Raw genomic sequence first — 11,418 nt, forward strand, 5'->3', positions numbered from 1 at the left:
ACTGTCAATCTCAGCCATGAGTGAGGAGGATCTACCGAATGCCAACCAGCATGAGTGCGGGGAAGTCGTCGCCGAACATTGTGTTCGCAAGCGTCATCGCTTTTTTGATTAGCGCGGGATGGGCCGCGAACCATTTTGCTTCCGTGCTGGTGGTACTACGCGAAGACTGGGAGATGTCCACCCTGCTGGTGAATAGTGCCTACGGTATTTATGCGCTAGGGCTGTTCCCATGTCTGATTGCTGGCGGGTTGGTAGCGGACCGATTTGGTTCCCGGCCGGCGGTGTTGTTGGGGTCCACGGTAGCCATGCTGGGCAACGTTGTTCTGATGTTCTGGCAGCAGCACACAGCGGTGTTGTTGGGCGCCCGGTTTGTCATCGGTCTCGGTGTAGGGCTGGTGGTCAGTGCAGGTACTGCGTGGGCAGGCCGCCTGCGCGGGGCATCCGGTACAACGTTGGCTGGCATCTTCCTCACCTCCGGGTTCATGCTTGGCCCCATCGCTTCCGGCATTATCGCGCACCTGGTCAGTGGGCATTACGCGATTTACATCCCGTACATCGCCTCCATCGTGCTGTCCATCGCCGCGATTGCGTACTCCTTCCGCGCTGGGGATGTGCCGAACTTCCATGAGGTTCAGGTGGCGCCGGCGCATGATGCTGAGGAACAAGCACCTGCACCGGTGATTGAGAAGTCAACGGCGAAGGCCTTGTTCACGGCGTTCCCCATGGGCCTGTGGGTCTTTGCATCCATGACCAGTGCCGTCATAGTTCTTGCTGGACGCGTGGGCAACCACTTTGAATCAAGTGCGTTTATGCCGGGTGTGGCTGCGGTGGTGGCCTTCGGTTCGGGCTTGGTTATTCAGGCTTTGGGCCGTCGCTTCCATTTCGGGCCGATCTCCGGCGTGATTGGTGCGGTGTGCTCTGCCACGGGCTTTGTGTTGGCGGCACTCGGTGGTGCCACGCCGTCACTCGTTGTGTTCGTGGTGGCTGCGGTCTGCCTTGGATTGGCATACGGCTTGTGCCTGCGTGAAGGTCTGCTGGATGTGGACACCTTCTCCCCACCGGAAAAGCGTGGTTCCGTGATCGGTGTGTACTACGTGGCCACCTACATTGGCTTTGGTTTCCCGCCACTCATTGAGTGGCTGCATGGCTACGTTGGGCCGTCGCTGCCGTACTGGGTGCTGGCATCGCTCGCGCTCGTGTCCGCAGTGATCCGTACGGTGCAGATTCGTTCGGGGTACCTCGTGCGCAAGTAGCGTTATTCCACCACGATGGCCACGTGCACTGTGGCCAGTTCGTGTTCACCCGGTCCTGCAGGAAGCGCACGCAACTCTGCCTGCGTCGCGGCAGTCACGGGAATGGTCCAGCCAGTATTCGGATCGAGGGTCGGTGCACCGCCACGAACCCCGGTTTGGAAGGTCACGGGGCGGGCGGTGGGGGAGGTGAGGCGACAGGGGCCGTCGATAAGCATGAGCTTGTTAAACGTCTCTTCGTCGACCGTGATGATCACGATGATTTCATCTGTGTCCGGCGAGAGATTCGCCGTGTGAACCTTGAGCGTGCGCGCGGTGATCTCTTGTGGGGCACGTCTGCGACGCAGAAACACCATGACGATGGTGAAGATGAGAATCGCCGGGGCGAAAAGTAGCGCCAGAATGAAGAGGGACTCAGCAGGGCTCGCGTTGAAGCCGAGCTCGCCGTTGGGTGTAAACAGGCCCGCCACTGTCACAGAAGTCATGGCCACACCCTACTCGCGTTAGGGTGAAATCATGGAGGACAAGCTTATCGACGGCCCCACCCTCATCCAGCCCTACGGCCCGGGGCCGATCGATGCCCTTGACCCCGATGTCACCGAGCAGAATGTGCTGCAGCGTGGCAACCGGCTGGGGTGGAAAGGGTGGAAACTCGTGCTGGCGCGCACGGTCTTTGATTTTGGGCCCCTTGCCATCACCGACCGGGGCGCGTCCATGACATTTTTCAGTGTCACTGCCTTTGCGCCGACGTTGTTGGCGTTTTATTCCACCGTGACCTTGCTCTTTCCCACCGATCAAACAGAGCTGCGCACCATGATCGGCGGGTTCATTGATAACACCGTGCCTGAAGCCCTGCAGCCGCAGGCGATGGAACTTTTCCTCACCGTGGTGGGCACGCCAGCGCAAAGCACGATCGCGCTGACAATCTCCATCATGATTTCCCTGCTATCCGCGTCTGCCTATGTGCGCGCGTTTTCGCGCAGTACCAACGTGATTTATGGCCGGACAGAAGGCCGCAGTTTGTGGGTGACGTGGTTGACCATGTGGGCGATCACCTTGCTGCTGGTGGCTGGACTCGTTGTGGTGATGGCGGCGCTGGTTCTGCGCGAAGACATCATCAACGCCGTGGTGGGCCCCATCGCGGAGCCACTGAGGCTACAAGGAGTGGTGAACTACCTCAACCAGATCTTGCTGCCGGTGTGGGAATGGTTGCGCTACCCAGCAGTGGTGGTCACGGCCGTGGTGTTGCTGTCCTGCCTGTTCTACTTCGCACCGAATGTTCGCCCTGGCCGTTTCCGCCTGCTCACCGTGGGGGCGGTATTTGCCATGCTGGTGATCGGTGCGGCGTGGGCACTGTTTGGGTGGTACATCTCCACCTTCGGTGTGCGCAGTGCCTACGGTGCATTCGGTGCGGTGCTTGCCGTGCTTGTGGCCATCTGGGTGATGAACATCGTGTTGTTGTTGGGGGTCAAGCTCGATGCGGAGATCCTGCGCGCCAAGGAACTGCAGATGGGGCTTGAGGCTAAGACGATGATTCAGGCGGGGCCACGCGCCGATAAAGCGGTGCTGTTTCAGCGCAAGATTCGTGCTTTTCTGGAGCGCTTGGCAGACGACGTTCAGGCTGATGATCGGGCTGATGCTGAGCCTGAAAAACCGGCAGATGGTGGTTTCTAACGGCAAATGAGTAGCTTCACCCGTAGAGTGGTGAACCATGATTGATGCACGCGATACCGCCCTGATCATTGAGGGCGGAGGAACCCGTAACTCGTACACGGCCCCAGCGATCATGAAACTGATCGAAGAGGACGTGCAATTTGGCTGGGTTGGTGGCGTTTCCGCTGGCGCGATTCACGCCGTGAACCTGCTCTCCCGCGACGCGCAACGCACGCGCGAGGCCTTCACCACCTTCATGGGGCACCCGAAGATTGGTGGTCTCCGTTCCCTCGCGCTGGGGCGTGGTCTGTTGAATGCGGAGTTCATGTTCCAGGACCGTGGTGGCCTTTTGCCGTTTGATCTGGATACTTTCAATGCGACTGAGACAGACGTCCACATTGAGGCAGTGCGGGCGGACACCGGTGAATCCGTGGCCTTTAATAATGAGCAGCTGACGGACGAGGACTTTATTAACCTGGTCATCCGTTGTTCCTCCACCATGCCCATGCTCATGCCCATGGCCTACATCGATGATGTCCCATACGTCGATGGTGCTCTGGGTGACGGTGGCGGTTTGGTTATCGATGCAGCAGAGCGGGCCGGCTACTCCAAAATTCTCGTCCTGGCCACCAAGGACCGTGACTATGTCCGTGAGCAGCCAAACCGTCCGGCGATGATTCGCCGCATGTTCCCCAAGTACCCTGAGGTCGCGCGCCGCACGATTGAGCGCGCTGATGAGTACAACCGGGCCAAGGACCGCATCATTGAGCTGGAGAAGGAAGGTCGCGCATACGCTTTCTTCCCGGAGAACATGATGATTGAAAACACCGAGCTCAAGGTGCCCAAGCTCGAAGCGAACTTTGCTGCTGGTGAAGAACAGCTTGAGCGTGAGTGGCCCGCCATCAAGGCGTTCCTGGAGGGCTAAGGGTGGGGCGCGGGGGACGTCGATAAGCGATAAAGCTCCCGCGGTCCTACAATCAGGGACATGATTGACGCGTCCGATACTGCCTTAGTTATTGAAGGTGGCGGAATGCGCAATTCGTACACCGCGCCAGCCATAGTGAAGCTCATCGAGGAAAACGTGCGCTTCGGCTGGGTCGGCGGTGTATCGGCGGGCTCCGTGCACACGTTCAACTACGTGTCGCAGGATGCTCACCGCGCACGCGAATCCTTCACTACCTTTGCCGCGCACGAACAATTTGGTGGGTGGATGTCCTTTGCGCGGGGGCACGGATACTTCAACGCCGAGTTCATCTACGAACGCTCCGGTGATGTCCTGCCCTTCGACTGGGAGACCTTCCAAGCCAACAGTGACATCGAAGTTCACATTGAAGCAGTTCGCGCCGACACGGGGCACACCGAGCAGTGGACGCGCCGCACCATCGACTCGCCGGAAAGCATCGGCCTCATCGCCCGCGCATCCTCAACAGTGCCGAAAGTCATGCCGATGGGCTTCATCGACGGCATTCCGTATGTAGACGGCGCGCTCGGGTATTCAGGGGGCTTGCTCATTAGCGCCGCGGAGAAAGCCGGCTTCCAAAAATTCCTCGTCCTTGCCACTAAGGAACGCTCCTACGTGCGTCCAACAGTGACACGGCCGACGGCCACGCGCAGGCTGTTTTCCAAGCACCCCGCCGTGGCTGAAGCCCTTATCGTGCGGCCCGGGCGCTACAACGCTTCTAAACGCCGCATCCTCGAACTTGAAAAAGAAGGGCGCGCGCAGGTGTTCTTCCCGGAAGCGATGAGCGTGGACGCATCCGAACGAAATCTAGCCAAGCTCACCGCCAACTACGCCCTGGGGAAGGCGCAAGTTGAGCGCGAGTGGGAGCAGTGGATGGAGTTTTTGGGGCGTTAGTGGTTGCTGGTCGCTGCTAGTGGTTTCCAGTCTCTCAAGTGGCATATTGCTTGGAATTTGCTGCTAATATCCCGTGAATGAAGTTATCTCTGCGTATTGCTGCCCTCCTTGTGGCCGGGGCAGTTGTTGGCGGCGGTGTCGCCCAAGCTCAAGCTCAACCTGCGCCCACCGGGACCCGTCTTATGCACCGGGATGTGGAATCCTCCGATGCTGTTCCGTGGGCCGGCCCCAATGCCGCTGGGCAGCTGCATTGGTCGGTGCCTCAGGGAACATGCTCCACGGTTTTCCAGGCGTCCAATGGCATGGTGCTTGGATTGTGCACCAAGTATGTGGGCACGGAACAAAAACACAAGAATCCGCTGGGTCTCGACGTGGTCGTGCCGTCCGTTGTCCTCTTCGATCCGAACACCGCGCAGCCGCTGGCCACCTTGGAACTGCGGAAGGCATCGCTGCTCGGTGGCGTGTATGGCTACCTGGATGAGCAGGACGAGATTGTCATTGCTGAAGGCACGGACGTGCTGCGCATTGGGCACCACTTTGATCATGGGCGGTGGCACCTGACCATCGAACAGCGCACGCCGCTTGGTCTGCCGGCCGGTACGCCTTTGGCGGGGCTGGCCTCTGACGGCGCTGGTCGTACGTGGTTTGTGACGAAGTACTCCACCATCGGTGTTATTGATGGCTCGCGGATTATCACTCGCCCGCTCGCGCAGGCACCAGGTGGTGAAATCGTTGCTAATGGCCTGACGGGTAGACCCAACGGCATGAGCGTTCTTACCAGTCATTCGCTCAATGAGGTCTTCTACAACGGTAGTTCCATTGAGCTCAAGTGGCGCCGTGACTATGACCGCGGCAGTGCGCGCAAGCCAGGTCAGTTGTCATGGGGCTCAGGAACAACGCCGACGGTGTTTGGGCCGGGAGGGAAGTGGCAGGCGATCGTCGATAATGCGGATGGCTCCCCGAATCTCATCGTCCTGGACTCCGAAACCGGCAACGACGTCTGCGTGATGCCGGCGTTCACCAGCGGCGGGCCAGGCACGGAAAATTCCATCATGGCTAGCGGGAACACGCTGTGGATTCCTTCCACGTACGGCTTCGTGTACCCGCCGAATGCGGTTGAAGGTATGGCTCGTCCGATGTTCGCGCCGTTCACGGGAGGGCTTACGCGTATCGACGTTAAGCCTGATGAGGGTGCCGGTGTCACCTGCGAACGCGTCTGGGAGAAGCCACGCAAGATTGAGACCCTGCCGATTCTGACGGAGAAAGACCGCATGATCTGGTCCCTCAGTACCGATCCGGCGCGGTTGAGTGTTGACCTCGTGGGCATCAGCGCGGACACGGGCGAAGAGGTTGCGCGCCGTCAGGTTGGCCATCTGCCTGGAGACTTGCCACTGCAGCTGACCGGGATGATCACACCGGATGGGGCGTACTGGCAGGGGACCTTGACTCGTATGATTCGGGTGAAGTAGGGGATTTTTCGGAAGGGCCTTCTCTGAAGGCTTTCTCGAAAAAGTTCTCGAACACCCTTGCGTAACCGTGTTTGGGTGAGATAGGATGTTGTTAGTGGCCGATAAGGTGAATTAACAACATCCTCAGGGGAAGGAGGGGGAAATGTCCGCTAAAGTTTCGCAGCTGGTTGCAACCATTGGAAATGCGTTAATGCAGTTGCGTGATGAGTTCGCGGATCCCTCGACTGTTACTCTGGCGGATGTCGCTGGGGACATGGAGAAGCTTGAAGACTTCTTCAATTCGAAGGCTTTGATCGATGCCTGTTTCGCCTATGTGTGCGAACGTGATGAGGCGGGTAGGTTGGTTGGTGCTAGTCGCCCCAATGCCTATTTGCAGAACCGGCTGGGGCTCTCACCGGGGGAGGCCTATGACAGGCTCGCGCGTGGCAGGGACTTGTTTGCGCCGCCACCGGAGTCGGCGGGGGATCCCGAAGAGCCTGAAGGTGACCCAGGGGAGGATTTGTTCACAGGTTCATCGGGCGTCGAGCAGGACGCCGAGGAAGAGAAGCGACGCGCGGCAGAAGAGCGGCGTCGTGCTCAGGAGGAGTCGCGTCGGCGGGCTGCTGCGGTGTCGGCGGAGAAGCAGAACATTATTCGCCGGGAGCTGGACAAGTTGCTGAAGGCTGCGCGCGGCGAGCGTGCGCGAATTCATGCTGAGGCCATGAAGCAGGCGGATCGGCGTGATGCGAAGGACCTGCGCTATTTCGTGCGGCGTCTTGTTGAGGAGGCGAACCGGGAGCACGCTCCGCGCACGAATCCGAATGCGGGATTTGAGAACCGTGGGATGCACATTGGCCGCAGGAAGCCTGATGGGTCGGTGGACATTACGCTGACCACCACTGCGGGGCATGCGGCTTTGATTAAGGCTCATTCGGACAAAGGGCTGGCGCCGAATAGCAATATGAGTCCGGATGAGACGGATTACCGTAGTCCGGCGCAGCGCCGGTATGACCAGTTCTTCTCCATCTTCCAAAAGCATGAGTCGGACCAGCAGAAGGTCTCTGGTGGAGCTGCTTCTGTTGTAGTACCGATGACGCTGGATGATTTGGCGGATGCGGATGGGCAGACCACGTTTATGACGAATACGGGAATCGAAGTTGATGTCTTCGACCTCGTACGTCTCGGCCTTGATGGCTCTGAAGGGCCAACTCACTTTGTTCTGCAGCTGGACAGCGTGACGGGTGTGCCACTGTCGATGGGGCGGACTCGGAGCGCATCTATTGCTCAGCGCATCGCGTTGCTTGCGGTGCAGGGGGTGTGTGCCTGGACTGGTTGCACGGCCCCGTTGTCGGAGTGCGAGATCCACCACATCATTGCCTGGATTAAGGGTGGTTCGACCGATATCTCGAACCTCACCGGGCTGTGCCGTGAGCATCACAGATGTAATAACGACGAACGGGACGGCAGCCACGGCAAGGGACATATGGAATATGACCCGGGAACGGGTCGGGCGGGCCTAGTTAGGTCTGGAAGTACGCGCATAGAGTTCAATGGGGCGGACCCGGCGGAAAACTCGGCAGTCAACCGCGCCATGGGGAGGGCCGGGGCTCATCGACCGCGAGCAGCGGCACGGGTAAGAGGCAGACCTGATGGGGAAATGTTCCCGGTGAGACCACGATCAAGCAGGGAAAAGTCGAAAGTAGTGCGCCGTGTGTGATGCGTGGCGGGTGAATCAGAATGGTCGGAGCGTCCTCCGAATGGGTGTGGTCCACGTAGAATCGAGTGCACGCTGCGTTCTTATCCCTGAACAGAAAGCTGGTGATTCCAATGCTTAAAGGCATGCACGAAGGCAAGCAGGTCAATATCGTGAGCCGAATCTGTGCGGGGATGGCGCTGTCCGGCGCTGTTTTCCTTGCGGGATGCAGCAATGGTGAAAGCTCCAATCTTGCGGAACCGTCGCTGGAGGTTACTGGGTCGCAGGCGGATCGTGCCGCGGATGATAGTGCGGCCGAGTCCACGGTCGAAGTGACCACGACTCAGACGGAACGTGAGAAAGAAGGCGAGAAAGACTGCAACACGGATCCTGCGTCGCCGGAGATTCACAAAGCTACGGCGGAGGTGAATGAGAAGTATCCGAACGAGTACGGGGGCTGGGTATTTACGGGGCACACGAATTATGACTCGTGTGGGGATCTGAGTTATGCGCTCGTGACGCAGGCGAAACAGGGGAACGCGCAGTTTGGCACCCTGATCCTGATGTTCCACAAGGGTGAGTACATCGGCATCGATTCGATTGCGCCGCAGCAGGCGATGGAGGTCACGCCGAATGATGGCGGCAGCTTCACGGTCCTATACAAGGACTGGGAGGCATTGATGGAGTCTGGTGCAGGGAACGCTGAGGCACCGAAGTACAACAGCACCGTGACGTACTACTGGGACGGCGACAAGGTGGCGCACGAGGGGCGTATCCCGAACACGAACCTCTAGAACACGAAGGTTCTAGAGGGGAACTAGAGGGGAGTGGCCGGTTCTAGTCGGCGACGAGGGGCTCCATGGTGAGCTCGGGGTGCTCCTTCTCAATGAAGGCGAGCTTCCACTTGTCGCCGAACAGGGCGATGAGTTCGCCGTCGGTGCGGGTGAAGATCTCCACGCCGCGCTGGCGGTCCAGCTCCGGAGCGGATTCCGCGTCAGTGCGGCGCGCGACGGAGTAGGGGATGGGTTCGGCGACGGTCTCGACGTTGTACTCGTTTTCCATGCGGGCCTGCATGACTTCGAACTGCATGGGGCCGACGGCAGCCATGACGGGGGCGGCGTCGCCACGTAGGTCGTTGCGGAGGATCTGCACCACGCCTTCCGCGTCGAGCTGCTCCAGTGCCTTGCGGAACTGCTTGTACTTGCCCAGGGACTTGGCGCGCAGCGTGCGGAAGTGCTCCGGCGCGAACTGCGGCATCGGCGGGAACTGGACCTTCTTGCCGGCGTAGATGGTGTCGCCGGGGGCGAGGGATCCGGCGTTGACCAGGCCGATGATGTCGCCGGGGAAGGCGGTCTCCACGGTGTCGCGGTCGCGGCCGAAGACGGTCAGCGCGTACTTGGTGGAGAAGCTGCGGCCCGATTGGGCGTGCGTGACCTGCATGCCGCGGTCGAATTCACCGGAGACGACGCGCATGAAGGCAAGCGTGTCGCGGTGGTTTTTGTCCATGCCGGCCTGGACTTTGAATACGACGCCGGAGAACTCGTCGCCAACCTCACGCACGGGGTCGATGGCTTGGCCACCACCAGACGCAGCGGCCTCAATGGCCTGCGGATCAGAGGAGCGGCCCTCTGGGGCGGGGGCGATGGAGCACAAGGTGTCCAGGATCTGGTGCACACCGAAGTTGAGCATCGCGGAAGCGAAGATCAGAGGCGAAGTGACGCACTGCTCGAAGAGCTCTTGGCTGTGGACGGCGCCATCAGCGGCGAGTAGTTCGGCTTCTTCGACGGCGGTGTCCCAGGCGTCGCCCTCCTTGGCGGTGGCGTCGGCCGGGGTGAAGTATTCCTCCGGAGCGATGGTGGAACCGCCGGCGGTGCGGGTGAAGTGGATGTACTGGTCAGCTTCACCGTCGTCGTTGACGTGGGCGAGGCCACGGAAGTCGCCGGCTTCGCCCACGGGCCAGTAGAGGGGGGTGGGTTGGAGATCGATTTCGGTGACGATTTCGTCGACAAGTTCAAGAGGCTCGCGTCCGACGCGGTCCCACTTGTTGATCACGGTGACAATGGGCAGGCCGCGGGCCTTGCAGACGCGGAAGAGTTTGAGGGTTTGGGGCTCGAGGCCCTTGGCGGCGTCGATAAGCATGACTGCGGCATCGACGGCGGAGAGCACGCGGTAGGTGTCCTCCGAAAAGTCGGCGTGACCTGGGGTGTCCACGAGGTTGATCACGTACGGCTCGCCCTCGTGACCCTCCGGCGCGTACTCGAACTGCAGGGCGGACGACGCGATGGAGATGCCGCGATCCTTCTCCATCTCCATCCAGTCAGACACCGTCGACTTGCGGTTGCCCTTGCCGTGCACCGCGCCGGCCTCCGAAATAACGTGCGCGTGCAGCGCGAGTGCCTCCGTCAGCGTCGACTTACCGGCGTCCGGGTGTGCGATGACGGCGAATGTGCGGCGGCGGGCGGCCTCGGAAACGGTGCTCATGACCTGTAGAGGGTAGTCGCTTAGACGTTACGAGGGCTAACTAGCGCAATGCAGCGGAATCAGGACAGCTTTTCGAGGAAAAGAGCCTGGTCGATCGCTCTCCCGATGGCTGCTCCCGTGCCTGCCGCCTGCGAAACTTGGTCGGGTGAGCTGACAACATTGCCCGCCGCCCACAGTCCTGGCTGCGATGTCAGTCCACGTTGTGTATGGACCCATCCGTCGACGACATTACACCCAGCTTCGCGCAGCAGTTCGTCGTTTGGTTCGAAACGTGGACCGGTGAAACAGGATTCGAAGACGAATTGGTGGCCTGTCGTGCGGACTACGACTCGATCGGATTCCACTGGGCCCACCTCGAGGACGGGTTCGTCGACGATAGCGACACCAAGGGATTCGAAAACGGCGTTCTCATTGGCGGGAAGTTCGAGTCCGTTCGGGAAGAACGTGACGGTCCTTGCCCACTTAGTGAGCAGCTTCGAAATATGGAACGTGAAGCCGGGATTCTCTCCGCCGATAACAGCGAGGTTCGTCCCGTTCACCTCAAAGCCGTGGCAATAAGGACAGTGGAAGACTCGCGTTCCCCATAGCGCGGAGAGGCCAGGCACATCAGGCAACACGTCGGTGATGCCGGTGGCCACGAGGACATGCGGAGACTCGATGACGTTGCCACTGCCGAGAGCTACGGACCATTTGTCGTGTGCCCTTGTCAGTTTCTTTGCGCGGTCCCGCACGATCGTTCCACCGAAGGACTCGAATTCTGTGTGGCCCTTTTTCAAGAGTTCGGTTGGGTTGACCGAGTCCATTCCCAGGATGCCGTGCGCGTGCTCGCTAAAGCGGTTACGCGGGCGTCCTTCGTCGACCATGCAGACGGACCGATTCGCCCGTGCCAAGTTGATTGCTGCAGCGGTTCCGGCGAAACCTCCGCCGATGATCGTGACGTCCATCTTCTGATCCCCTGGAATTCCTTCGTAGATTCTCACGTTGAAGACTCTAGTTACTCGAGCTTCATCGCGGGAGGTTCTACTGGCCTTTATTAGA

The 11,418-nt window shown here is 60.0% G+C and carries 10 protein-coding genes; 7 read left to right on the top strand and 3 right to left on the bottom strand.

The features are described from left to right. Nucleotides 1-38 precede the first annotated feature (38 nt). Nucleotides 39-1,253, top strand: coding sequence for an MFS transporter (locus QP994_RS04765; RefSeq protein ID WP_284865564.1), 1,215 nt, complete (start codon nucleotides 39-41; stop codon nucleotides 1,251-1,253). 2 nt (nucleotides 1,254-1,255) lie between these two features. On the opposite strand, the gene QP994_RS04770 is transcribed toward QP994_RS04765, so the two are convergent. Further along, entirely contained in the window at nucleotides 1,256-1,735 is a 480-nt protein-coding gene (locus QP994_RS04770; RefSeq protein ID WP_284855371.1) for a hypothetical protein, read from the bottom strand. A gap of 31 nt (nucleotides 1,736-1,766) precedes the next feature. Between QP994_RS04770 and QP994_RS04775 the strand changes: the two genes are divergently transcribed. The 6 genes from QP994_RS04775 to QP994_RS04800 all read left to right on the top strand — a co-directional run bounded on the left by QP994_RS04775 (nucleotide 1,767) and on the right by QP994_RS04800 (nucleotide 8,693). Next, nucleotides 1,767-2,924, top strand: a complete 1,158-nt coding sequence (locus tag QP994_RS04775; protein WP_284865565.1) for a YihY/virulence factor BrkB family protein — start codon at nucleotides 1,767-1,769, stop codon at nucleotides 2,922-2,924. Between the two features lie 37 nt (nucleotides 2,925-2,961). Then, on the top strand, nucleotides 2,962-3,828 hold the full coding sequence (locus QP994_RS04780) for a patatin-like phospholipase family protein (RefSeq protein WP_284865566.1): 867 nt from the start codon (nucleotides 2,962-2,964) through the stop codon (nucleotides 3,826-3,828). 60 nt (nucleotides 3,829-3,888) lie between these two features. Further along, nucleotides 3,889-4,758 carry a patatin-like phospholipase family protein gene (locus QP994_RS04785; RefSeq protein ID WP_284855374.1) on the top strand — a complete coding sequence of 290 codons (870 nt, stop codon included), beginning with the start codon at nucleotides 3,889-3,891 and terminating at the stop codon, nucleotides 4,756-4,758. Between the two features lie 77 nt (nucleotides 4,759-4,835). After that, on the top strand, nucleotides 4,836-6,227 hold the full coding sequence (locus tag QP994_RS04790) for a hypothetical protein (protein WP_284855375.1): 1,392 nt from the start codon (nucleotides 4,836-4,838) through the stop codon (nucleotides 6,225-6,227). A 142-nt stretch (nucleotides 6,228-6,369) separates the two neighbouring features. Continuing rightward, the gene (locus QP994_RS04795) at nucleotides 6,370-7,923 is read left to right on the top strand and encodes an HNH endonuclease signature motif containing protein (protein WP_284865567.1); all 1,554 of its coding nucleotides are present in this window, start codon (nucleotides 6,370-6,372) and stop codon (nucleotides 7,921-7,923) included. 110 nt (nucleotides 7,924-8,033) lie between these two features. After that, on the top strand, nucleotides 8,034-8,693 hold the full coding sequence (locus QP994_RS04800; RefSeq protein WP_284865568.1) for an LppP/LprE family lipoprotein: 660 nt from the start codon (nucleotides 8,034-8,036) through the stop codon (nucleotides 8,691-8,693). A 43-nt stretch (nucleotides 8,694-8,736) separates the two neighbouring features. Here the strand turns inward: QP994_RS04800 and QP994_RS04805 are convergent, their stop codons facing one another. Both QP994_RS04805 and QP994_RS04810 read right to left on the bottom strand, forming a co-directional pair. Next, nucleotides 8,737-10,380 carry a peptide chain release factor 3 gene (locus QP994_RS04805; RefSeq protein WP_284865569.1) on the bottom strand — a complete coding sequence of 548 codons (1,644 nt, stop codon included), beginning with the start codon at nucleotides 10,378-10,380 and terminating at the stop codon, nucleotides 8,737-8,739. A gap of 59 nt (nucleotides 10,381-10,439) precedes the next feature. Further along, nucleotides 10,440-11,360, bottom strand: a complete 921-nt coding sequence (locus tag QP994_RS04810) for an NAD(P)/FAD-dependent oxidoreductase (RefSeq protein ID WP_257997213.1) — start codon at nucleotides 11,358-11,360, stop codon at nucleotides 10,440-10,442. Between the last annotated feature and the right edge of the window lie 58 nt (nucleotides 11,361-11,418).

The sequence above is a fragment of the Corynebacterium sp. MSK044 genome, assembly GCF_030232825.1.
Classification (GTDB): Bacteria; Actinomycetota; Actinomycetes; order Mycobacteriales; family Mycobacteriaceae; genus Corynebacterium.

Bases quoted from the DNA above. Each gene is read 5' to 3' on its own strand.
- QP994_RS04775 (WP_284865565.1), top strand. From the start codon at position 1,767: ATGGAGGACAAGCTTATCGACGGCCCCACCCTCATCCAGCCCTACGGC.
- QP994_RS04765 (WP_284865564.1), top strand. From the start codon at position 39: ATGCCAACCAGCATGAGTGCGGGGAAGTCGTCGCCGAACATTGTGTTC.
- QP994_RS04770 (WP_284855371.1), bottom strand. From the start codon at position 1,735: ATGACTTCTGTGACAGTGGCGGGCCTGTTTACACCCAACGGCGAGCTC.
- QP994_RS04795 (WP_284865567.1), top strand. From the start codon at position 6,370: ATGTCCGCTAAAGTTTCGCAGCTGGTTGCAACCATTGGAAATGCGTTA.
- QP994_RS04780 (WP_284865566.1), top strand. From the start codon at position 2,962: ATGATTGATGCACGCGATACCGCCCTGATCATTGAGGGCGGAGGAACC.
- QP994_RS04805 (WP_284865569.1), bottom strand. From the start codon at position 10,380: ATGAGCACCGTTTCCGAGGCCGCCCGCCGCCGCACATTCGCCGTCATC.
- QP994_RS04800 (WP_284865568.1), top strand. From the start codon at position 8,034: ATGCTTAAAGGCATGCACGAAGGCAAGCAGGTCAATATCGTGAGCCGA.
- QP994_RS04790 (WP_284855375.1), top strand. From the start codon at position 4,836: ATGAAGTTATCTCTGCGTATTGCTGCCCTCCTTGTGGCCGGGGCAGTT.
- QP994_RS04785 (WP_284855374.1), top strand. From the start codon at position 3,889: ATGATTGACGCGTCCGATACTGCCTTAGTTATTGAAGGTGGCGGAATG.